The following is a 24,098-nucleotide window of genomic DNA, read 5'->3' on the forward strand; positions in this document are numbered from 1 at the left end:
CCTTCAGTGAGCCAGCACCGTATCGCCCGTGCGGCGGTGTTCTCGGCCGGGTCCTGGGGAACCGCCGCCGCCAAGATCCTGGCCGACGCCGGTACCGACGTCATCGTGCACGCCCGCCGGGACGAGATCGCCGACGCGATCAACACGCGGCACCGCAACCCCGGTTACTTCCCGGACGTCGAGCTGCCCGCCGCCCTGACCGCGACGACCGACCCGGCCACCGCACTGGATGGCGCGGACTTCCTGGTGCTGTCCATCCCCGCGCAGACCCTGCGCGCCAACCTCGCCGCGTGGGCGCCGCGCATCGAGCCCGACACCGTGATCGTGTCGCTGATGAAGGGCATCGAGCAGGGCACCCACCTGCGCGCAAGTCAGATCATCACCGAGGTGACCGGTGTGGGCGCCGACCGGGTCGCCGTACTCTCCGGTCCGAACCTGGCGCGCGAGATCATGGCGGGCCACCCCGCCGCCGCCACCGTCGCCTGCCCGGACGAGGACGTCGCCCGCCGTTTCCAACAGGCCTGCCACACCGGCTACTTCCGCCCCTACACCAGCACCGACGTGACCGGCTGCGAGCTGGGCGGCGCGGTGAAGAACGTCATCGCCCTCGCGGTCGGCATCGCCTCCGGCATGGGTACGGGCCACAACGCACAGGCCATGCTCATCACCCGCGGCCTGGCGGAAACCACCAGACTCGCCGTGGCCATGGGCGCCCACCCGGCCACCCTCGCCGGTCTGTCCGGCCTCGGCGACCTGGTCGCCACCTGCTCATCCCCCCTCTCCCGCAACCGCACCTTCGGCACCCACCTCGGCAAGGGACTGAGCGTCGAAGAGGCGACGGCCGCCACCCGGCAGACCACCGAGGGCGTCAAGTCCGCCGAAGCGATCCTCGCCCTGGCCCAGATCCACGACGTCGAGATGCCGATCACGGAAGTCATCTCCGACCTGCTGCACTCGAAGGTCACCCTCGCCGAGGCCGCCGCAGCGCTGATGCAGCGGCCCACCAAGCCCGAGCGCTGACCCTGCGGCGCTCCGCAGGGCGCCTTCCCGAGCCCCGTTCAGCCGGCCAACCCCAACTCCCTCGCGATCAGCATCCGCTGCACCTCACTCGTCCCCTCCCCGATCTCCAGGATCTTGGCGTCGCGCCACATGCGGGCCACCGGGTACTCGTTCATGAAGCCGTAGCCGCCGTGGATCTGGGTGGCGTCGCGGGCGTTGTCCACCGCGATCGTCGACGAGTACAGCTTCGCCAGGGCCGCCTCCTTCTTGAAGGGTTCGCCGGAGATCAGGCGGCTGGCCGCGTCGCGCCAGGCCAGTCGGGCCGTGTGGGCCTTCATCTCCATGTCGGCGATCTTGAACTGGATGGCCTGGTTGGAGCCGATGGGGCGGCCGAAGGCGTGGCGCTCCTTCGCGTATTTCACCGACTCGTCCACGCAGCCTTGCGCCAGGCCTGTGGCGAGGGCCGAGATCGCGATGCGGCCTTCGTCCAGGATGCGCAGGAACTGGGCGTAGCCACGGCCGAGTTCGCCGAGGAGGTTGGCCGCCGGGACCCGTACGTCGGTGAAGGACAGCTCCCGGGTGTCCGAGGCGCTCCAGCCGACCTTCGAGTACGGGGCCGCCACCGTGAAGCCCGGGGTGCCCGACGGGACGATGATCGAGGAGATGAGGGGTTTGCCCTCGGGCGTACGGTCCGTCACCGCCGTTACCGTGACCAGGCCCGTGATGTCCGTCCCCGAGTTGGTGATGAAGCACTTGCTGCCGTTGATCACCCACTCGTTCGTCGACTCGTCCAGACGGGCCGTCGTACGCGTCGCGCCGGCGTCGCTGCCGCCGTCCGGTTCCGTCAGGCCGAACGCGCCCAGGATCTCGCCGGAGCAGAGGCGAGGCAGCCACTCCCGCTTCTGGGCCTCCGTGCCGAAGAGGTGGATCGGCATCGCGCCCAGCGACACGCCCGCTTCGAGGGTGATGGCCACGGACGAGTCCACGCGGGCCAGTTCTTCCAGGGCCAGACCCAGCGCCAGGTAGTCGCCGCCCATACCGCCGTACTCCTCCGGGAACGGCAGTCCGAACAGCCCCATCCGGCCCATCTCGCGGACGATCTCGTAGGGGAATTCATGGCGTTCGTAGAAGTCGCCGATCTTCGGCGCTACGACCTCGTGGGCGAACTCCTCGACCGTACGGCGGAGTTCTTCCAGTTCGGGGGAGAGGTGGTGGTCCATCGCGGGTCACTCCTGGTGGGAGAGGGCTCGTACGGTGCGGGACGGGCTGGGTCGGCCCAGGTGCGCGGCCATCCACACGCTTGTGGCGGTGAGACGGTCGAGGTCGACGCCGGTGTCGATGCCGAGACCGCGCAGCATCCACACCAGGTCCTCGGTGGCGAGATTGCCGGTGGCGGACTTGGCGAACGGGCAGCCGCCGAGGCCCCCGGCGGAGGCGTCGACCGTGGTGACGCCCAGTTGCAGCGCCGCGAGGGTGTTGGCGAGGGCCTGGCCGTAGGTGTCGTGGAAGTGCACGGCCAGCCGGGACACCGGGGTGCCGTGCGTGGTCAGTTCGGTGAGCAGGGCCTGTACGTGGCCCGGCGTCGCCACGCCGATCGTGTCGCCCAGGCTCAACTCGTCGCAGCCCATGTCCAGGAGGGCACGGCAGACCCGTACCACCTGGGGGATCGGGACCGGGCCCTCCCAGGGATCGCCGAAGCACATGGAGAGATAGCCGCGTACGTGGACGCCGTCGGCCTTCGCCCGGCTGACCACCGGCTCGAACATGGCCAGGGACTGGTCGACCGTGCGGTTGAGGTTGGCCTGGGCGAAGGACTCGGTGGCGCTGGCGAAGACCGCGATACGGCGGGCGCCGAAGGTGAGGGCGCGGTCCAGGCCGCGTTCGTTGGGGACCAGCACCGGGAGGGCGACCCCTGCGGACTCGGACAGCTCGCTGATCTCGGGGAACAGGGCCTCCGCGTCGGCCAGTTGGGGCACCCACTCGGGGTGGACGAAGCTGGTCGCCTCGATGGTCGTCAGGCCCGTGTCGGCCAGGCGCCGGATGAATCCGGCCTTCACCTCGGTCGGTACGGTCGCCTTCTCGTTCTGCAGTCCGTCGCGTGGGCCGACCTCGTGGATACGGACACGGGTGGGCAGGCCCTCGGACGGTACGGCCATGGGGAGCCCTTGAGCGGTCACTGCTCCGCCTCCTCGTGGGGTGCGACAACGGCCAGCACCTGGTCCATGGCGACCGTCGTGCCGGGCGACACGTCCAGTTCGGCGACCGTGCCGGCGTGCGGGGCGGAGACGACGTGCTCCATCTTCATCGCCTCCACGACCAACAGGCTCTGCCCGGCGGTCACTTCGTCCCCGACGGCCACCTTCACGACAGTGACCGTGCCCGGCATGGGGGCGGTGAGGGAGTCGGCCCCGGCGTGCGCGGAACGGTTCAGGGAGGCCGCCACCGGGTCGTGGTCCCGTACGTGCCAGGCGTCGCCGTCGCGGCCTACCCAGTCGGCGGCGCGGTGGAAGGTGTGGCGGACGCCGTCCAGGGTCACGGACACCTGGTCGCCGGTGACCGTATGGGCGCTGCCGCGGAGCCGATGCGTGACGGGTTCCAGGCCCGTCACTCGCAAGTCGAAGAGCGGCGGCTTCGGTTCACCGCCGAGTCGCCAACCGCTCGGCACCGAGAACGGGTCGGTCCAGCCGGCCCCCGTCGGCTTCAGCCCCTCCAGCCGTACGGCCGCGGCCGCCTCGTACACCTCCTCCGGTACGTCGGCGGAGACCAGCCCCGCCACCTCCCGCTCCACCAACCCCGTGTCCAACTCCCCGGCCACCACCGCCGGATGGGCCAGCAGCCGCCGCAGGAACCCGGCGTTCGTCCCCACCCCCAGCGTGACCGTCTCGGCGAGGGCGGCCCGGAGTCGGCGCAGCGCGGTCGGGCGGTCGGGGCCGTACGCGATGACCTTGGACAGCATCGGGTCGTACAGCGACCCGACCTCCGTGCCCTCGCTCAGACCGGAGTCGGTGCGTACGCCGTCGCCCTGGGGTTCACAAAGCTTGAGCACCGTCCCCCCGGAGGGGAGGAAGCCCCGGACGCCCTCCTTGACGGACACGGTCTCGGCGCAGATGCGGGCCTCGATCGCGTGGCCGGTGAGCCGGATGTCCTCCTGCCCGAAGGGCAGTCGCTCGCCCGCCGCCACCCGTAGTTGCCACTCCACCAGGTCGAGCCCGGTCACCATCTCGGTCACCGGGTGCTCCACCTGAAGGCGGGTGTTCATCTCCATGAAGTGGTACGAGGACGGGTCGCCGCCGGGGACGATGAACTCCACCGTGCCCGCGCCCCGGTAGCCGCACGAGCGGGCCGCCTGGACCGCCGCCTCGCCCATCGCCGCCCGGGTCTCCTCGTCGAGGAGCACGCTCGGCGCCTCCTCGATGAGCTTCTGGTGGCGGCGCTGCAGCGAGCACTCGCGTTCGCCGAGGTGGACGACATGGCCGTGGGCGTCGGCCAGGATCTGGATCTCGATATGGCGGGGGCGGTCGATCCACCGCTCCACGAGGAGGGTGTCGTCGCCGAAGGAGGCGCGGGCCTCGCGGCGGGCGGCGGCGATCTCGTCGGCCAGCACCGCCGCGTCCCGCACCAGCCGCATGCCCTTGCCGCCGCCGCCCGCGCTGGGCTTCAGCAGCACCGGCATACCGATCGCGTGGGCGGCTTCGGACAACTCCGCGTCCGTCAGTCCGCTGCCGCTCGACCCCGGCACCACCGGCACGCCGGCCGCCCGTACCGTCTCCTTCGCTCGGATCTTGTCGCCCATCAGGGAGATGGCGTCGGCGGGCGGGCCGATGAAGACCAGGCCCGCGTCGGCGCAGGCCCGCGCGAACTCGGCGTTCTCCGCGAGGAAGCCGTAGCCCGGGTGGACGGCTTGGGCGCCGGTGCGGGCCGCCGCCTCCAGCAGGCGCTCGGCCGAGAGATAGCTCTCGGCCGCCGGCGCGGGGCCGATGCGTACGGCCGTGTCGGCCTCGCGGACGTGCCGGGCGTCCGCGTCGGCGTCGGAGTACACGGCCACCGAGCGCACGCCCAGCGAGCGCAGCGTGCGGATGACGCGGACGGCGATCTCGCCCCGGTTGGCCACGAGTACGGTGTCGAACACGAGTCCCCTCCTCCTCACATCCGGAAGACGCCGAAGTGCGGCTCGCCCAGCGGCGCGTTGGCGCACGCGGTCAGGGCCAGCCCCAGGACCTGTCGGGTCTCCAGTGGGTCGATGACGCCGTCGTCCCAGAGGCGGGCCGTCGCGTAATAGGCGTTCCCCTGGCGCTCGTACTGCTCACGGACGGGTGCCTTGAAGGCGTCCTCGTCCTCCGCGGGCCAGTCCTCTCCCCGCGCCTCCAACTGGTCCCGCTTCACCGTCGCCAGCACCGACGCCGCCTGCTCGCCGCCCATCACGGAGATCTTGGCGTTGGGCCACATCCACAGGAAGCGGGGGGAGTAGGCCCGGCCGCACATCGAGTAGTTGCCCGCGCCGTACGAGCCGCCGATGACGACCGTCAGCTTCGGTACGCGCGTGCAGGCCACCGCCGTCACCATCTTGGCGCCGTGCTTGGCGATGCCGCCCGCCTCGTAGTCCTTGCCGACCATGAAGCCGGAGATGTTCTGCAGGAAGACCAGGGGGATACCGCGCTGGTCGCACAGCTCGATGAAGTGGGCGCCCTTCTGGGCGGATTCGGAGAACAGGATGCCGTTGTTGGCGACGACGCCGACCGGGTGGCCGTGGACGCGGGCGAAACCGGTGACCAGGGTCTGCCCGAACTCCGCCTTGAACTCGGCGAAACGGGAGCCGTCCACCACGCGCGCGATGACCTCGCGAACGTCGTAGGGAGTGCGGGAGTCGACGGGGACGACGCCGTAGAGGCCGTACGGGTCCACCTTCGGCTCGGTGGTGGGGACGACCTTCCAGGGCAGGGGGCCGCGCTCGGGGAGGGTGGCGACGATGTTCCGCACGATGCGCAGGGCGTGGGCGTCGTCCTCGGCGAGATGGTCGGTGACGCCGGAGATCCGGGAGTGGACCTCGCCGCCGCCCAGCTCCTCGGCGGTGACGACCTCACCGGTGGCGGCCTTCACCAGCGGGGGGCCGCCGAGGAAGATCGTCCCTTGGTTCCGCACGATGACGGCCTCGTCGCTCATCGCCGGGACGTACGCGCCACCGGCGGTGCAGGACCCGAGGACGGCCGCGATCTGCGGGATGCCGGCGCCCGACATCCGCGCCTGGTTGTAGAAGATCCGCCCGAAGTGCTCGCGGTCCGGGAAGACCTCGTCCTGCATGGGCAGGAAAGCGCCGCCGGAGTCGACGAGGTACAGGCAGGGGAGGCGGTTCTCCAGGGCCACCTCCTGGGCGCGGAGGTGCTTCTTCACCGTCATCGGGTAGTACGTGCCGCCCTTGACCGTGGCGTCGTTGGCGACGATCACGCACTCACGGCCGCTGACCCGGCCGATCCCGGCGATCACACCCGCGGCCGGGGCCTGGCCCTCGTACATGCCGTCGGCGGCGAGGGGGGCCAGCTCCAGGAAGGGCGAGCCGGGGTCGAGGAGGGTGTCGACCCGGTCGCGCGGGAGCAGCTTTCCGCGTGCCGTGTGGCGGGCGCGGGCCTTCTCGCCGCCGCCGAGCCTCGCCGCAGCCAGCTTGGCGCGCAGCTCCTCGCCCAGCGCGCGGTGCGCGGCCTCGCCCGCCCGATACGCCTCCGCCGCGGGGTCTGCCGCAGTCGTCAGCTCCGGTGCGTGAGCGCTCCGCTGGGTGTGCCGCGATGGGTCGTCGGTCGTGTGCGGCGCCGTCGGGGCTGGTCGCGCCCACGCGGCGGTAGCCGCAGGTCCAGTACTGCCCCGCGCCCCTTCGGGGCGCGGGCGGAGCGCGGCGGACTTCGCCCGGCCTGCCTGGTCCATCGTGCGGTCCCCTCACCCGGTGGTCATCTGTTAATGAGCGTTAACGCGTCTCCGTCAGGTTAACGACCGCTAACCTCCTTGTCTAGAATTGCCTCCATGGCCACCAGAACGGATGCCCCCACCCGCCGTGAACAGATCCTCAAGGAAGCCGCGCGCCTCTTCGCCGAGCGCGGTTTCCACGGTGTGGGCGTGGACGAGATAGGCGCCGCCGTCGGCATCAGCGGGCCCGGTCTCTACCGCCACTTCGCGGGGAAGGACGCGATGCTCGCCGAGTTGCTGGTGGGGATCAGCGGGCAGTTGCTGACGGGGGCGAAGCGGCGGGTGGCGGAGGCCGACGGGGTCCCCGCCGAGTCGATGCTCGACTCCCTCATCGAGGGCCATATCGACTTCGCCCTCGACGACCGTCCCCTCATCACCCTGCACGACCGCGAGCTGGACCGCCTCCGCGACAGCGACCGCAAGCTGGTCCGCCAGCTCCAGCGGCAGTACGTCGAGCTGTGGGTCGGGGTGCTGCGCGAGGTCTACCCCGCACTGGCCGAGCCCGCCGCCCGCTCGGCGGTGCACTCGGTCTTCGGCCTGCTGAACTCGACCCCCCATCTGGGCCGACCGGGATCGCTCCCGGGCCGGGCGGCGACGGCGGAGCTGCTGCACCGGATGGCGCGGGGGGCGTTCGGGGCGGCGGGGGAGCGGGGGCAGGGGTGAGCCCGCGCCTAGGTCCTGTCGTCAAATTCCCGTCGTCGCCCGGAGGGCGGCCCCGCGGCGTCGTGGGGGCACCTCCCGCTCGAGCGAAGCCGAGAGTGGGGGAGCGTGCTCTCGGCGTGCCGGGCGGAAGGCCCCGTCGATGGACCGGACGTACTTGCGCTTTCGCCCGGTGCGGCGAGTGGGGGCACCTCCCACGCCCTTAAGGCAGTGGGGGAGCGTGCATGGCGTCGCGGGGCAGACGGGAATTATCCCCAACCCGAGCCCGCGCCCCTCCCGGCGGGGCGAGTTCGACTGGAGCACACTCGACCGGCTGCTCGACGCCGCGAAACGGAAGGGGCTGCCCACGGTGTTCGTCTTCGGCGGCACCCCGCCCTGGGCCGCCCCGAACGGCCGCAAGGCCGCCTACCGGGAGGACTCCCGGGCCGCGCCCCCCGACGACCTCGCCGACTGGGACGCCTTCGTGCGCGCGCTGGTACGGCACGCGGGCGACCGTATCGACGCCTACGAGCCGTGGATCACCGCCAATCACCCGCACCACTACAACGGCGGCGTCGAGACGCTCGTCGCGATGACCCGCCGTGCCGCGCGCATCATCCGGCAGGACGATCCGGCCGCGACCGTCGTCTGCCCCGCGATCACCGATCTGTGGGAGCGGACGTCGCACGAGTATCTGCTCCGCTTCGCCGCGTCCGGCGCCTACCAGTACTGCGACGCGGCGGCCGTCAACCTCTACCAGCGGCGGATCACGGACCCTCCGGAGACCATGCTGGAGACGGTCCGGGACGTCGAGCGGACCTTCCAGCTCGCGGGGTACCACCTGCCGCTGTGGCGCACCGGAACCACCCAGACTCTCCAGCTGAACGACCCCCTGGACGAGGACACCGCCGCGAACCACCTCGTCCGCTACTACCTGATGAGCCTCTACTCCCGGCGTGTGGAGCGGATGTTCTTCTACGCCTGGGGCAACAGCAAGATCCCCCTCGTCGTCCAGGCCGAGGGGCAGCCGCCCACCAAGGCGGGCCGGTATCTCGACCGACTCCAGCGATGGCTCGACGGTGCCGGAATCCGCTCCTGCGGCCACGGCGGCGAGATCCGGCTGCCGGGCAACGTCTGGCAGTGCGAGTTCGTCGTCCCCGGTGACCACGGCACCCCGCACCGGGCCCGTATCCGCTGGACCCTGTCCGGCACGGCGGACGTCACGGCGGGCTCCGGCGCACGACGGCTGCGCCGACTCGACGGCACCTCCCGCTCCCTGGGGGCGAAGGACACCGTACGCATCACCGGGCGCCCGGTGCTGATCGAGTACGCCTGAGCGGGCGTGACGAGCGTTACGGCCCTCCGCCTCTGGACGGGCGTTCCTACTCACCGGTACCTTGATCTGAGCAAGCGCTTAGCCGCCCGGACCGCAACCATCGATTGAGGAACCCCGACGGCGAGCGACCACATCCGCGAGAGCGGCGCCGGCTTAGGCGCAGAGAGGGGCCGGCGGTGCGCCGTACGGTGTTCAACGAGGATCACGAGGCGTTCCGGGAGACCCTGCGTGCCTTCATCGAGGCCGAGGTCGTACCGGTCTACGACGAGTGGCTGGCCGAGGGCCAGGCCCCGCGTGACTTCTACTACAAGCTCGCCGAGCTGGGTGTCTTCGGTATCCGTGTGGACGAGGAGTACGGCGGCGCCGGTATCGACTCCTACAAGTTCGAGGCCGTGCTCTACGAGGAGACCGCCCGCGCGGGCATCACCTTCGGCGGCTCCGGTGTGCATGTGCTGCTCGGTCTGCCGTACATCAAGATGCTCGCCAATGACGAGCAGAAGAAGCGGTACCTGCCGAAGTTCGTCTCCGGTGAGGAGATGTGGGCGATCGCGATGACCGAGCCGGGCACCGGCTCCGACCTCGCGGGCATGAAGACCACCGCCAAGCTCAGCGAGGACGGCACGCACTACGTCCTCAACGGCGCCAAGACCTTCATCACCGGTGGCGTCCACGCCGACCGCATGATCGTCTGCGCGCGCACCGCCGCCCCGACCAAGGAGGACCGCCGCCACGGCATCTCCCTCTTCGTCGTGGACACCAAGGCCGAGGGCTACTCGGTCGGCCGCAAGCTGGACAAGCTCGGCCTGAAGACCTCCGACACCGCCGAGCTGGCGTTCGTCGACGTCAAGGTGCCCGTCGAGGACCTCCTCGGCGAGGAGCACAAGGGCTTCTCCTACCTCGGCCACAACCTCGCCTCCGAGCGCTGGGGCATCGCCTACGGCGCCTACGCGCAGGCCAAGGCCGCGATCCGGTTCGCCAAGAGTTACGTCCAGGACCGTGTCGTCTTCGGCCAGCCGGTCGCCGCGTTCCAGAACACCAAGTTCGAACTGGCCGCCTGCCAGGCCGAGGTGGACGCCGCCGAGGCCGTCGTCGACCGCGCCACCGAGGCCCTCGACGCCGGTGAGCTGACCCCGGCCGAGGCCGCCTCCGCCAAGCTGTTCACCACCGAGGTCGCCCACCGCGTCATCGACCGCTGCCTCCAACTGCACGGCGGCTACGGCTTCATGAACGAGTACCCGATCGCCCGCCTCTACGCCGACAACCGCGTCAACCGCATCTACGGCGGCACCAGCGAGATCATGAAGTCGATCATCGCGAAGGACATGGGTCTGTAAGGTCCCGGAAAACCACTGAGAACTACCGTCCAGTACAACCGACCTCATGAGTCAGGCACCACTTCAGGATCTCCTCGATCTGCTCGACCTGGAGCAGATCGAGGAGAACATCTTCCGCGGCCGGTCCCGGCCCGCCATCGTCCCGCGCGTGTTCGGCGGGCAGGTCGCGGCCCAGGCGCTCGTCGCCGCGGGGCGGACGGTCCCCGCGGACCGGCTGCCCCACTCCCTCCACGCGTACTTCCTGCGCATCGGCGACCCCGGCGCACCCATCGTCTACACGGTCGACCGGATGAACGACGGCCGTTCCTTCACCGCGCGCCGCGTCGTCGCCGTCCAGCACGGGCAGCCGATCTTCGCGCTCTCGGCGTCGTTCCAGCGGCTGGAGGAGGGCCTCGAACACCAGGCCCCGATGCCGCCGGCCCCCGACCCCGAGACCCTGCCGCCCGCCGAGGAACGGCTGGCGTCGTACGACCTCGCCCCCGCCGTCGTGAAGAAGATGCTGGAGTCCCGGGCCGCCGTCGACCTCCGCTACGTCGACGACCCGCCCTACGGCCGCTACGGCGAGCCCCGCGAACCCCACTCCCAGGTGTGGTTCCGCGCCAACGGCAAACTCGACGACGACCCCCTGCTCCATGTCGTCCTCGCCACCTATGTCTCCGACATGACGCTCCTCGACTCCATCCTGCTCGCGCACGGGCGCGGCGGCTGGGCCGTCGGTGATGTCGTCGGGGCCTCCCTGGACCACGCCATGTGGTTCCACCGGCCGTTCCGCGCCGACGAATGGCTCCTGTACGACCAGGAGTCGCCCTCGGCGTCCGCCGGCCGGGGCCTCGGCCAGGGCCGCATCTACACCCGGGACGGCAAGCTCGCGATCTCGGTGATCCAGGAGGGGGTCGTACGGGTGCCGAGGGCGACGATGCCGTAGGAGCACCGTAGGCCCACCCCGGCCGACAGCAGGCCCGCCCCAGGCCGCGCGCCGCCGCTCCTAGTCCTCTTTCAGGCCCGCCTGTTCCAGCAGGTACGCCGTCAGCGGGTCGTAGTAGCGGGGGCTGAGGACGTGGTCGTCGAGGGGGACGGCGACCTGGAGGGTGCCCTCGGACTCGCCGACGAAGAGGGCGGGGTCGTTGCAGTCCGCGTAGCCGACGGAGTCGATGCCGAGCTGGGCCGCGCAGCCCGCCCAGCCGTGGTCCGCGACCACCAGGTCGGGCAGGGGGCGCTCGGTGGCTTCCAGGCCCTTGAGGATGGCGCGCATCGGCTCGGGGGAGTGGGTGTGCCAGAGGGTGGCGCCGTGTTCGAGGACGGCGACGTCCGCGAACTGCATCACATACCCCTCGTCCGTCTGCAGCCCGTCCGGGATCACCACGATCTCGCAGCCCGCCGCGCGCAGCGCCTGTGCCGTGGCCCGGTGCACATCGAGGAGGCCGCCCGGGTGACCCGTGGCCAGCAGTACCCGCTGCCCGCCCTCCGCCGCCTTCCGCAGCCGCGCCGCCATCCGCTCCAGCGCGTCGACCGTCAGCTCCGGGTCGATGGTGTCCTGGCCGTAGCGGTGACCGGGGTCGTCATTCACCCCGGCGCGCTCGGCCATCACGGCGAGGACGTCCTGTTCGTCGCTCCAGCGGTTGCCGAGCTCCAGGCCGAGCCAGTAATAGCGGTTGCCGTTGGCCAGTTCGCGGTAGTGGGAGAGGTTGTTCTCGCGCGGCGTGGCGACGTCGCCCGCGATACGCGTCCGTACGAGGTGCTCGACGAGCTCGGCGCGGCTGGGGGTCCCGGGTATCGGCATGGGTCCATTGTGAGGCAGACAACTGTGGGAGTCCCGACCGTCGATCCCGCTGCGACCTGCGTCACTCTCCGCGAGTGCGTGGGGGTTGCTCGCGCCCCGCGGCGGAGCCGCATATTGATGCTGCCCCGCGCCCTTTACGGGGCCCGGCCTCGACCCCGCCCACGCGCCGGGCACCGGGACCCCGGAGGCCGGCGGGATGACCTCCCGTGAGCTGCTGGAGATCCTGCGCGGCCTCGGCTCCTGCGACATGGTCTCCGCCGATGTCGTCTAGGTCCTGTCGTCAAATTCCCGTCGTCGCCCGAAGGGCGGCCTCGCGGCGTCGTGGGGGCACCTCCCGCTCGAGCGAAGCCGAGAGTGGGGGAGCGTGCTCTCGGCGTGCCGGGCGGAAGGCCCCGTCGATGGACCGGACGTACTTGGGCTTTCGCCCGGTACGGCGAGTGGGGGCACCTCCCACGCCCTTAAGGCAGTGGGGGAGCGTGCATGGCGTCGCGGGGCAGACGGGAATTTGACGACAGGGCCTGGGTGGCCCCCGCGTACGATCACGCCGAGATCACCGCCGTGGCCGCCTCGCACACGGCGTACGAACTCACCACGATCATGACCCGCCGGATCGCGGCGGCCCGCAAGGAGAACGAAGGCAAGTGACCCACGACCACGACCTGGTACTCCGCCCCACGGCGGCGCAGATCTCGGCCGCGCTGAACCCTCCGCCCGGCCGTACCGGCGGAGACCTGGTCGTGGAGACCCTGGCCGGGCTCGGCGCGACGACCGTCTTCGGGCTGCCCGGTCAGCACGCCCTCGGCATGTTCGACGCGCTGCGCCGCTCCGATCTGCGGTACGTCGGGCTGCGGGTGGAGAACAACGCCGGTTTCGCGGCCGACGCCTACGGCCGGATCACCGGCGAGGCGGCCCCGCTGCTGCTGTCGACGGGCCCCGGCGCGCTGACGTCCCTGCCCGCGCTCCAGGAGGCGGCGGCCGCGTCCGCCCCCGTCCTGGCGATCAGCAGCCAGATCCCGACGGCGGGACTGGGCGGCGGCCGCCACGGCTACCTCCACGAACTCCCGGACCAGTCGGCCTCCTTCCGGGGCGTGGTGAAGTCGGTCCACACTGTCCGTACGCAGTCCCAGATCCCGTCCGCGATCGCCGCCGCCTGGCAGTCCGCGCTGACGGCACCGCACGGCCCGGTGTGGGTGGAGATCCCCCAGGACGTACTGCTGGCGGAGACACCGATCCCGGTGGTGACCGGGGCGGACGCGTTCCCGGAAGAACTCCCCCCGCGCCCCGAACTGACCGCCGTGGCCGCCCACCTGCTGTCCACCGCCACCCGCCCGGCGATCATCGCGGGCGGGGGAGTCGTACGGGCGGACGCGGCGGGCAAGCTGAAGCAGCTGGCGGAGCGGCTGCGGGCGCCGGTCGTGACGACGCCGGGCGGGAAGGGCGCGTTCCCATGGACCCATCCGCTCTCCCTGCGGTCCTGGCTGGAGGACCGGCACACCACGGACTTCCTGGAGGACGCCGACGTCCTGCTGGTCATCGGCTCGGGCCTCGGTGAACTCTCCTCCAACTACCACACGTTCAAGCCACGCGGCCGGGTCATCCAGATCGAGGCGGACCTCGGCAAACTGGAGTCCAACCACCCGGCCCTCGGCATCCACGCGGACGCCCGACTGGCGCTGCAGGCGCTGCTGGAGACGATCGAGGAGCCGAGGGCAAAGACCCCTGGGGAGACGGCGGCGGAGGGCGAGACGGCGGCCGAGCGGGTGCGGGAGGTGCTGGCGAAGGTCCACGAGCGCATCGACGGCCAGCAACTCGCCCTGGAACAGGACCTGTTGACGTCGATCCGCCGCGCCCTGCCCACCCGCTCCCCCTCCTTCTGGGACATGACGATCCTGGCGTACTGGGCCTGGTCGGCCTTCGACGCCAAGGGCCCCAACCTGTTCCACTCCGCCCAGGGCGCCGGCGGCCTCGGCTACGCGTTCCCGGCGGCCCTGGGAGCGGCCGTGGCCGACCCGACACACCCGGTGCTGGCGGTCTCGGGCGACGGGGGCGCGCTGTACTCGATCGCCGAGCTGGCGACGGCCCGGCAGTACGACCTGAACGTCACCTGGCTGATCGTCGACGACGGCGGTTACGGCATCCTCCGCGAGTACATGACGGACGCCTTCGGCGAGACGACGGGTACGGAGCTGACCCGCCCGGACTACGTGGCCCTGGCGGAGTCGTTCGGCGTACCGGCCGTACGGACGAGCCCCGGGACCCTCACCGAGGACCTGACCAAGTCCCTTGCGACGCCCGGCCCTTCGGTGGTGGTGCTACCGGTGGTGGTGAGGATGTTCGCGCCGACGCACGAAGAGGTGTGAGCGCCGTCTCCAGCTCGGCCGGTGTGGCGTAAGTCACATGAGTGGAGGCGACTGTTCCTCCGGAGAATCGCCCAACTGTCCGAACTCATCCTCCTTCCCGGCTCCCCTCTCGCCACTTTAGGTTTCAATCGACCACTTCTGGCTCACGGTTGGGCCACACAAACTTCATATGTGGAGCTCTGGGGAGAGCTCACGGGGGAAGGAGCAACGGGAATGACCGCCCGTTGGAACCGGCGGCCTCGCGCTGCCCGAAAACTCGGCGTGTTGCTCGGCACCGCCGCCGTACTCGCGGGAACACCGGCCCTCGCCGGGTCCGCCGTAGCCACCACACCGACCGAAACCACCACACCGACCGAAACCACCGCCGCATCGACCACCGGCCGCAACGCGGTGACCGACGCCGAGAAGTCCGCCTTCGCCCGTGCCGTCGCCGCCGGTGAACCCGTGGAGATCGTCGAGCGGCGGGCCGAGGACGAACTCGTCTTCGCCAATCCCGACGGCTCGTTGACCAGCGAGACCAGTGTCCAGCCGCAACGGGTGCGGCGGGACGACGGAGGTTGGGAGCGGGCCGACGCGACGCTCGAACGGCGCCCGGACGGGTCCGTCGGGCCCAAGGCCGCCGTCGTCGATCTCGCCTTCGCGGGCGGTGGCTCGTCCGACTTCGTCACGCTCGGAGAGGACGGCAAGTCGTTCACCCTGCGCTGGCCCACACCTCTGCCCGAGCCCGTCCTGAACGGGGACACCGCCGAGTACCGCGAGGTGCTGCCCGGCGTGGACCTGCTGGCCAGTGCCTCGGTCACCGGCTACTCGTACGTCCTGGAGGTGAAGACCCCGGAGGCGGCCCGCGATCCCGAGCTGGCCGAACTGCGGCTGCCCGTACGGGCGGAGGGGCTCGACCTCTCCACCGGACCGACGGGTGGGCTCCAGGCCGTGGACGCCTCCGGCCAGCGGGTCTTCGGCGGACAGGCGCCCAAGATGTGGGACTCCTCGGAAGCGGAGGCCGGGGCGGAGATCCCGGCGGACGCCGTACCCGCCTCCGGGGCCATGACCCCGCCGCAGGAAGCGCCCGACGCCGCCGCCAAGGTCGCCGACATGGCGCTCGACGTCTCCGGGGCCGCCGTCACCGTGGAGCCCGACCGGGCCCTGCTCACCGGCGCCGACACCGACTTCCCGGTCTATATCGACCCGGAGGCCGGGATGTCCAAGAGCGAGTGGCTGTACGTCTCCAGCTCGCACCCGAGCACCGAGTACCACAAGTTCAAGGACGACGAGGGCGTCGGCCGTTGCTCGGCGAAGAGCATCGGCGGGGTCTACTACGTGTGCAGCGGCTCGCCGTACACGAACCGGATGTACTTCCAGTTCGCCACCAAGGGGTGGAAGAACCGGACCATCTCCAAGGCCGTCTTCGAGGTCTACGAGACCTGGTCGTTCTCCTGCGCCAAGAGCACCGTCAATCTCCACATGGTCGCCGAGGGCGGGGTCGACTCCGCCACCAACTGGAACAACAAGCCCAAGGACGGCGACCTGATGGTCGACCGGACCGTCGCCTACGGCCGGGGCGACAGCTGCAGCCCGGACGCGCCGCGCAGCTGGGTCGACTTCGCGGACAACCCCGACGAGAGCAATGAGAACCTCACCTCCTCCGTCCGGAAGAAGGCCGCCGGCGAGGACCCCATCGCCTTCTCGCTGCGCGCCGCCGACGAGAGCGACCCCAACTCCTGGAAGCGGTTCCGCGGGGACAACGCCAAGCTCGTCGTCACCTACAACACCCGGCCGAACAAGCCCACCGGTGAGCGGCTGACCAACCCCGACGAGAAGCTCTGCACCACTGACAACACCAAGCGGCCGTGGATTCGTGACGCGACCCCGACCATGTCCGTCACCGGCACCGACGCCGACTCCCACACCGACGGCACCGGCCAGAACCTCACCGCCACCTTCCGCGTGTGGGACCAGGTCGAGGGCCGGCCCAAGGTCTACGAGGGCAAGGACGGGCCGCAGAACGAGGGCAGGTTCGAGGAGAACATCCCCGTCAAGGAACTGACCCACGGCCACGGGTACAGGTGGCACGCCCAGACGTACGACGGCTCCACCGGCAAGCTCAAGGACTCCGGGTACTCGGAGTGGTCCGACTGGTGCGAGTTCGTGGTGGACGTGAAGGCGCCCACCACCAAGCCGCATGTCGAGCCCGTCGCGAGCGAGGCCGATCTGCCCGTCGGCGGCAAGCGGCACTTCACCCTGTCCGCCAACGGCAACGCCGACCCGGTGTTCAAGAACGACGTCGAGTTCTACGAGTGGGACCTCGGCAACGACACCCCCGCACGCAAGGCGACCCCGGCCGCGCTCGGCGGCAACGCCACCATCGAGGTGCCGACCAGCACCTTCGGCCCGAACGTCCTCTACGTCCGCGGCGTCGACCGGGCCGGGAACCGGGGCCCGCTGGAGAAGTACTTCTTCACGGTCGACCGCGCCTGCCCCGACATCCTCGCCGACACCTGCGCCGCCGCCGTCTACGGCCTCGACCAGACCTCCGGCACCACCGCCCCCGACGCCTCCGGCCACGACCGGACGCTCACCGTCAGGGGCGCCGACTGGGTGGCGGGTCATGGTGCCGCGAGCGACCCGGCCGACAAGGCGCTGCGGTTCAACGGCACCACCGACCACGCCACCGCCGTGTCCCCCGTCCACACCGGCCAGGCCTTCACCGTCTCGGCATGGGCGCGGCCCACCTCGCTGGCCAAGAACATCTCGGTGATCAGCCAGGCGGGCAGCCAGGGCAACGGCCTCAACCTCTACTACTCCACCGCCTACCAGCGCTGGATCTTCGGCCGCCACATCTCCGACAAGGCCGACTCCGACCTCCTGCGCGCCATGGCGGCCAGTGAGCGTCCCGCCACCGTCAACAAGTGGGTCCATCTGGCCGGTACCTACGACCCGGTGGCCCGTGAGTTCACGCTCTTCGTCGACGGCGAGGAGCAGGGCAGCGCCACCGTCACCGACGTCTGGAACGCCGGCAAGGGCCTCAACATCGGCCGCGCCCAGTACGGCGCCGGCGACTGGTCCGACCCGTTCGCCGGTGACATCGACGACGTACGCCTCGTCCCCGGCCTGCTGTCCGGCACCGAGATCTTCCGGCTCGCGAACAACTGACGGCTGCCGACCGACGGTTGCCGACCGACGGCTCCTGACCAGAGCCGTCCACCCGGGCGCCCGAAACCCTTGGGCGCCCGGGCACTTCCCACATCACACAGAGGGGGAGCGCGCGTGCGCGCATCACGCAGACGTACCGCCACATCACGTGGACACACCGCCCGTACCTGGGCGAGAGCCCTGTCCGTCACGATCACATCCGCCCTGACCGTCACCCTGCTGCAGGGCACCCCGGCGCTCGGCGACGACCCCGACGAGGCCCGGGAGAAGCGGCGCCCCAAGACCCAGGACGTCGCCTCCACCCCGGTCGTCGAGCAGGACGGCGCGGCCACCCCGCTCAAGCACACCAAGGGGTACGGCAAACCGCTGAACCTCAAGGCCACCTGGCCCGAGCCGGGTAGCGCCACCGTCGACCTCGCGGGCGCCAGGAAGCGCGGCGCGCTGTCGAGCGCCAAGGCGGGCTCGCTGCCCGTACGGGTCGGCCCGCCCAAGGGCATGACCCGCTCGGCGATGGCAGCCGCCACACCCACCCGCGCCAAGATCGACGTCCTCGGCCACGCCGCCGCACGGAAGGCCGGCATCGACGGCCTGCTCCTCAAAGTGAGCCGCGCCGACAGCCGTACGACGAACGGCAAGGTCTCCGTGGAGGTCGACTACGCGGCCTTCGCCCAGGCCTACGGCGGCGACTGGGCGCAGCGGCTGCGTCTGGTCCAGCTGCCCGCCTGCGCGCTGACCACGCCCAAGGCGGCGAAGTGCCAGACCGTCACCCCGCTGAAGACCGACAACGACGTGCGCGACCAGCGGGTCACCGCCGACGTGGCCGCGCTGTCCGCCGCCAGGGCCCCGCTGCTCGCGGTCGCGGCCGGTCCGGCGGGCGGTTCGGGTTCGTACACGGCGACCTCCCTCGCTCCCTCCGCGTCCTGGCAGGTCGCGGGCCAGACCGGCGCCTTCACCTGGCAGTACCCGCTGCGGGTGCCGCCCGCGATCGCCGGGCCCTCCCCGCAGCTCGGCCTCGGCTACAACTCCGCGTCCACGGACGGCCGTACGGCCTCCAGCAACAACCAGACCTCCTGGATCGGCGAGGGCTTCGACCTCAACGCCGGCTACATCGAGCGGTCGTACCGCTCCTGCACGGAGGACGGCCACGACGAGGCCGGGTCGCAGAAGTACGACCTGTGCTGGCACTCCGACAACGCCACCATGAACTTCGGCGGCCGGGCCGGTGAGCTGGTCAAGAAGGGCAAGGACGAGTGGCGGCTGAAGCAGGACGACGGCACCCGTATCGAGCGTAAGTACGACGGCTTCAACTCCGACAACAACGACGAGTACTGGGTCGTCACCACCACTGACGGCACCCGCTACTTCTTCGGCAAGGGCAAACGCGAGTCGGAGGCCGCCGACGCCGAGAACACCGGCTCCGCCTGGGAGGTCCCGGTCTTCGGTGACGACAAGGACGAGCCCTGCCACGCCGACACGTTCAAGGAGTCCCGCTGCCAGCAGGCCTGGCGCTGGAACCTCGACTACGTCGTCGACGTGCACGGCAACTCGATGACGTACTACTACGGCACCGAGACCAACAAGTACGACTCGGTGCGCGGCGACAAGGTCGTCTCCTACGACCGCGGCGGCTACCTCAAGCGGATCGAGTACGGCGAGCGGGCGGGCAAGGAGAACACCACCGCCGCGCCCTCGCAGGTCGTCCTCACCACCGCCGAACGCTGCACGGGCGCCGCCGCCGACTGCGAGCCCGGCGACCTGAAGGAGTCGACGGCCAAGCGCTGGCCGGACGTGCCGTTCGAGCAGATCTGCACCTCCGACACCGAGTGCAAGGACCAGTGGTCGCCGACGTTCTTCTCCCGCAAGCGGCTGGCGAAGGTGACCACGCGGGTCCTGGGCTCCGACGGCAAGACGTACGCGGACGTGGACGTCTGGGAGCTGGCGCACAAGTACCAGAGCGCCGACACCACCCACGCCCCCGCGATGTGGCTGGAATCGGTAACCCACTCCGGCAAGGACGGCGCGAACAAGCTCCCGAAGGTCACCTTCTACGAGCGCCAGGACGCCAACCGCGTGGACACGGCCGCCGACGACCGTCTCCCCATGTACAAGTGGCGCATCCGGGCCATCAAGTCCGAGACCGGCGGCACGATCTCGGTCAACTACAAGCCCACCGAGTGCACCCCGTCCAACCTCCCCGCCCCCGAGACCAACACCAAACGCTGTATGCCGTCCTTCTGGTCGAAGGAGGGCACGGCCGGGGAGAAGGAGGACTGGTTCCACAAGTTCGTCGTCGACACGGTCATCGAGGACGAGGTCACGATCACCGGCCCCAACAAGGTCACGTCGTACGACTACTCCGGCGCCGCCTGGGCCTTCGACGACAGCGAACTCGTCAAGACCAAGAAGAAGACCTGGAACCAGTGGCGCGGCTACCGCACGGTCACGATGAGAACAGGTGAGGCGGGCGGCAGGCAGTCGCGCTCCGAGACCACCTACCTCCAGGGCATGGACGGCGACCGCGAGAAGGAGTCCGGCGGCACCAGGTCCGTCACGGTCACCGCCACCGACGGCACCAAGGTCCGCGACGACGCCCGCCACCAGGGCTTCACCCTGGAACAGCGCACCTTCAACGGCGACACCGAGGTGACCGGTTCGGTCAGCACCCCCTGGAAGTCCGGGGCGACGGCGACGGAGGGCAAGGACGAGGCGAGCTTCGCGGCCGTCAAGTCGGTGAAGACCCGCACGGCCCTCGACGGCGGCAAGGTCCGCCGCGCCGCCATCGAGCACTTCTACGACGCGTACGGCATGCTCGTCCGCTCCTCCGACTCCGGCGACCTCGCGGTCGAGGACGACGACACCTGCACGACGAACGAGTACACCCGCAACACCGACGCCAACCTGTTGACGCTGCTGAAGCGGGTCACGGTCGTCCCCGTCAACTGCGACGACGGCGCGCCCACTTCGTACAAGGGCGAGGCGATCTCCGACGTCCGCACCTGGTACGACGACCGCGACACCTACGGCACCACGCCCACCAAGGGCGACGTGGTCCGCAGCGAGAAGGTCAAGGGCTACACGGCCGACGGCACCCCGCAGTACGTGACGACGTCGACAGCCAAGTACGACGTCCACGGCCGTGTCGTGGAGTCCGCCGACCAGGCGGGCAACGCGACGAAGACGACATACACGCCGGCCACGGGCGGCCCGGTCACCGGCATGAAGGTCGAGGACCCGCTCGGCAACACGACGACTTCGACCGTCGACCGCCGCTGGGGTCTGGTCACCGCCACGGTCGACGCCAACAAGCAGCGCACCGACCTGGAGTACGACGCCCTCGGCCGCCTCCTGAAGGTCTGGCTGCCCGGCCGCGCCAAGGCCTCGGACACGCCGAGCCTGGAGTACGCGTACCTGATCCGCGACAACGCCCCCGTGGTCACGACCACGAAGTCCTTGCTTCCGAACGGCTCGGTCGCCACCAGCCACCAGCTCTCCGACGGCCTCCTGCGCCCCCGCCAGACACAGACACCGGCGGCGAACTCGGGGCGGGTGGTGACGACCACGGAGTACGACAGCCGAGGTCTGGCCGTGAAGGAGATCGGCCCGTTCTACAACTCGGCGGCGGTCGGGACGACGTTCGTGAACGTGAAGGACGCCTCCGAGGGGACACCTCGGGAGACGGAGACGGTGTACGACGGGGCGGGGCGCACCACCGACTCGATCTTCCGCGTCGCCGGCACCGAGAAGTGGCGCACGAAGACCGCGTACCACGGCGATCACACGACGGTGGACCCGCCGACCGGCGCCACGCCCACCGCGACGTACACCAACGCGCAGGGTCAGACGACCAAGGTCCTGGAGTTCAAGGCGAGTTCGCCGACCGGCGCGGCGGACACCACGTCCTACGACTACGACGCGGCGGGCCGCCTCGCCGAGGTCAAGGACGGGCCGGGCAACGTCTGGTCGTACGAGTACGACGTGCGGGGCCGGCAGACCAGGTCCATCGACCCGGACGCGGGCACGACGTGGATGACGTACGACGACCTGGACCAGCTGAAGACGGTTCGCAATCAGCGCGACATCACCCTCTCCTTCACCTACGACAAGCTCGGCCGTCAGCGCTCGCTGTACAACGGCGACAAGAAGCTGACGACCTGGGAGTACGACAGCGCCACCGTCCCCAACGGCAAGGGTCGTCTGGCGGCTGCCACGAAGTGGGTGGGTGACGACGCCTACACGAACTCGGTCGACGCCTACGACGTGGCGGGCCGCCCGACGAAGACCTCGGTGACGATCCCTTCCTCCGAGGGCAAGCTGGCGGGCACCTACACCTCGACGGCGTCGTACAAGCCGGACGGCTCGATCGACGACGTCGGCGTCCCGGCGGCCGGTGGGCTCCCCGCGGAGACGATCACTACGGGCTACACGGCGACCGGTCTGCCGTCCTTCACCTTGGGCGACACCACCGACTACGCCCGTGAGACCCGCTACTCCAACTACGGCGAGATGCTCCAGCTGACCCTGGGCACCGCCAGCTCCGACAAGTACACCTGGCTCACCCACACCTACGAGGAGGGCACCCGGCGCCTGGAGCGCGCCCGCATCGACCGGGAGATCGTCAAGACCCCCGACTCCGACATCACCTACGGCTACGACGCCACCGGCAATATCCTCAAGATCGCGGACGCGCCCGAGGGCAAGGCGGCGGACGTCCAGTGCTTCACCTACGACTACCTCCGTCGCCTGACCGAGGCATGGACCCAGACGGCGACCGGCTGCGCGCCGAGCGCCGGTGAGGCGACTGTCGGTGGCCCGGCACCGTACTGGCACTCGTACGCGTACGACGCGGCGGGCAACCGCACCGGCGAGGTCCGCCACGCCACCGGCACGACCGGCGACGCGGCGATCACGCAGACGGCGACGTACGTACCGAAGGCCCAGGACATCAAGGGCGGCACGCACGCCCACGCCTTGAAGTCCGCGCAGGTGCGCACCGCGACGGCGGCCAAGGAAGTGACGGCGGCCCAGAGCTTCCAGTACGACGAGGCAGGGAACACCGTCCGCCGCACCAAGGCGGCGACGGACCTCTCCCCGGCGGTCGACCAGAAACTGGACTGGGACGAGGAGGGCCGCCTGAGCGCGGTCACCCCGTACCTCGCCGGCGACACCCTGGACGAGGCGAACAAGACCTCGTACGTGTACGGCGCCGATGGAAGCCGCCTGCTCCGCAAGGAGAAGGGGGCGGTCACGCTGTACCTGGGCGGCCAGGAGATCCGCCTCGATACGGTGAAGAACTCCCTGTCGGGCACGCGTTACTACTCACACGGCGGCAAGCAGATCGCGGTGCGGACGCCGTCCGGCGTGACCTGGCTGGTCGGCGGCCAGAACGGCACGGCTGAGATCGCGATCAAGGCGGCGGACTCGGCGATCACCCAGCGCCGCACGCTTCCCTTCGGCGAAGTGCGTGGCGCCAAGCCGGCGGCGGGGGTGTGGCCGGGCGACAAGTCCTTCGTGGGCGGAACGGCGGATGCGACGACGGGGCTGATCCAACTCGGTGCCCGTGCGTACGATCCGGCGGTCGGCCGTTTCGTCTCCGTCGACCCCAAGCTGAATGTCGCGGACCCGCAGCACCTCAACGCCTACGCCTACGGGCGTAACAACCCGCTCGCCTTCCCGGACCCGACGGGCCTGTACTGGGGCGAGTCCTGGATCAGCCCGATCGGCCACGGCGCCCTCGACGTCGTCGGCCTGGTCCCCGGGTTCGGCGAGCCCGCCGACCTGCTCAACGGCCTGTGGTACACGGCCGAGGGCAACTACATCGACGCGGGCCTGTCCTACGCCTCGGCGATCCCGATCGCGGGATACGGGGCCACGGCGGCGAAGGGCGCGCGGTACGTCAACAAGGCCGTGGACGCCGTCGACACGGCGAGCGATGCCACCAAGGCCACCAAGAAGACCGAGGACGCGGTCGACGCCGCCGACAAGGTCACCCCACCGGTCACCCCGAAGCCGAAGCCCGCCCCCAAGCCCGCCCCTCCGGCCAAGGCGAAGGAGGCCCCGGCGGCCAAGAAGGGCGACTCCGGCGGGAAGAAGGACGACGGTGCCGGTGGCAAGAGCGACACGGCGACCGGCGCGAAGAAGACGGACTCCAAAGCGGGTGCCAAGGACGGCGCCGATGAGCCGGTGAAGCTCTACCGTTCGCCGGGCGAGGGAAAGCGGGCGAGCGAGCGGAACGGTCTCAGCGTCAAGAACCACGAGGGGGACCACCCCACGGCATATCTCTCCAACATGCCGGAAGGAGCCGCGCAGTATGCCGGAAACGGGCATGATCCGGGCTTCCATGTCTTCACGATGAAGCCCGGATTCAGAGAGGCATTCGGTGATCTCGAATTCCCCCTGCCGAACAAGAACGGACTGAAGGGGGTTACCGAGTGGCGGATTCCTTCGGATAGATTCGAGGAGTTCAACTCCTATATCGATCACGCCAAGACCGAGTGGTGGTACTCCGAGAAGGGCCACTTCTTCCCATCGTGAGAAGTCGAATCGAACAG

13 protein-coding genes and 2 pseudogenes are annotated in these 24,098 nt (G+C 70.4%); 10 read left to right on the forward strand and 5 right to left on the reverse strand.

Features of this window, described 5'->3' with window-relative positions:
* The first annotated feature begins 6 nt into the window (after positions 1–6).
* Positions 7–1,020: an NAD(P)H-dependent glycerol-3-phosphate dehydrogenase gene (locus tag ACWD4G_RS04355; RefSeq protein ID WP_451290660.1), complete on the forward strand. Its 1,014-nt coding sequence runs from the start codon at positions 7–9 to the stop codon at positions 1,018–1,020.
* Positions 1,021–1,058: 38 nt separating this feature from the next.
* Here ACWD4G_RS04355 and ACWD4G_RS04360 read toward each other — a convergent pair whose 3' ends face one another.
* The 4 genes from ACWD4G_RS04360 to ACWD4G_RS04375 are packed head-to-tail and all read right to left on the reverse strand — an operon-like array spanning position 1,059 to position 6,741.
* Entirely contained in the window at positions 1,059–2,219 is a 1,161-nt protein-coding gene (locus ACWD4G_RS04360) for an acyl-CoA dehydrogenase family protein (protein ID WP_451290661.1), read from the reverse strand.
* A 6-nt stretch (positions 2,220–2,225) separates the two neighbouring features.
* Positions 2,226–3,155 (reverse strand): hydroxymethylglutaryl-CoA lyase, encoded by a 930-nt coding sequence (locus ACWD4G_RS04365; RefSeq protein ID WP_451290771.1) that lies wholly within the window; start codon positions 3,153–3,155, stop codon positions 2,226–2,228.
* A 17-nt stretch (positions 3,156–3,172) separates the two neighbouring features.
* Positions 3,173–5,128: an acetyl/propionyl/methylcrotonyl-CoA carboxylase subunit alpha gene (locus tag ACWD4G_RS04370; RefSeq protein ID WP_451290662.1), complete on the reverse strand. Its 1,956-nt coding sequence runs from the start codon at positions 5,126–5,128 to the stop codon at positions 3,173–3,175.
* A gap of 14 nt (positions 5,129–5,142) precedes the next feature.
* Positions 5,143–6,741 carry a carboxyl transferase domain-containing protein gene (locus tag ACWD4G_RS04375; protein WP_451290772.1) on the reverse strand — a complete coding sequence of 533 codons (1,599 nt, stop codon included), beginning with the start codon at positions 6,739–6,741 and terminating at the stop codon, positions 5,143–5,145.
* Between the two features lie 267 nt (positions 6,742–7,008).
* Here ACWD4G_RS04375 and ACWD4G_RS04380 point away from each other — a divergent pair, with 267 nt between their 5' ends.
* From ACWD4G_RS04380 to ACWD4G_RS04395, 4 genes are all read left to right on the forward strand, one after another.
* Positions 7,009–7,614 carry an SACE_7040 family transcriptional regulator gene (locus ACWD4G_RS04380; protein ID WP_451290663.1) on the forward strand — a complete coding sequence of 202 codons (606 nt, stop codon included), beginning with the start codon at positions 7,009–7,011 and terminating at the stop codon, positions 7,612–7,614.
* A 217-nt stretch (positions 7,615–7,831) separates the two neighbouring features.
* Complete coding sequence (locus ACWD4G_RS04385) at positions 7,832–8,926, forward strand: hypothetical protein (RefSeq protein ID WP_451290664.1); 1,095 nt, start codon at positions 7,832–7,834, stop codon at positions 8,924–8,926.
* Positions 8,927–9,102: 176 nt separating this feature from the next.
* Positions 9,103–10,260, forward strand: a complete 1,158-nt coding sequence (locus ACWD4G_RS04390) for an acyl-CoA dehydrogenase family protein (RefSeq protein WP_451290665.1) — start codon at positions 9,103–9,105, stop codon at positions 10,258–10,260.
* Between the two features lie 46 nt (positions 10,261–10,306).
* Positions 10,307–11,185 (forward strand): acyl-CoA thioesterase, encoded by an 879-nt coding sequence (locus tag ACWD4G_RS04395; protein ID WP_451290666.1) that lies wholly within the window; start codon positions 10,307–10,309, stop codon positions 11,183–11,185.
* A gap of 60 nt (positions 11,186–11,245) precedes the next feature.
* Here ACWD4G_RS04395 and ACWD4G_RS04400 read toward each other — a convergent pair whose 3' ends face one another.
* Positions 11,246–12,040 (reverse strand): phosphatase, encoded by a 795-nt coding sequence (locus tag ACWD4G_RS04400; RefSeq protein WP_451290667.1) that lies wholly within the window; start codon positions 12,038–12,040, stop codon positions 11,246–11,248.
* A 148-nt stretch (positions 12,041–12,188) separates the two neighbouring features.
* On the opposite strand from ACWD4G_RS04400, the pseudogene ACWD4G_RS04405 reads away from it, so the two are divergent.
* The 5 genes and pseudogenes from ACWD4G_RS04405 to ACWD4G_RS04425 all read left to right on the forward strand — a co-directional run.
* A pseudogene (locus tag ACWD4G_RS04405) lies at positions 12,189–12,308 on the forward strand (arginase family protein); the annotation flags it as partial.
* 254 nt (positions 12,309–12,562) lie between these two features.
* Positions 12,563–12,685: pseudogene (locus ACWD4G_RS04410) on the forward strand (agmatinase); the annotation flags it as partial.
* Positions 12,682–14,400, forward strand: coding sequence for a thiamine pyrophosphate-binding protein (locus tag ACWD4G_RS04415; protein ID WP_451290668.1), 1,719 nt, complete (start codon positions 12,682–12,684; stop codon positions 14,398–14,400). The pseudogene ACWD4G_RS04410 and the gene ACWD4G_RS04415, both read left to right, overlap by 4 nt.
* A 213-nt stretch (positions 14,401–14,613) precedes the next feature.
* Entirely contained in the window at positions 14,614–17,550 is a 2,937-nt protein-coding gene (locus ACWD4G_RS04420) for a LamG-like jellyroll fold domain-containing protein (RefSeq protein ID WP_451290669.1), read from the forward strand.
* A 114-nt stretch (positions 17,551–17,664) separates the two neighbouring features.
* On the forward strand, positions 17,665–24,081 hold the full coding sequence (locus ACWD4G_RS04425) for an RHS repeat-associated core domain-containing protein (protein WP_451290670.1): 6,417 nt from the start codon (positions 17,665–17,667) through the stop codon (positions 24,079–24,081).
* Positions 24,082–24,098: the final 17 nt, after the last annotated feature.

The sequence above is a fragment of the Streptomyces sp. NPDC002643 genome (assembly GCF_053592555.1).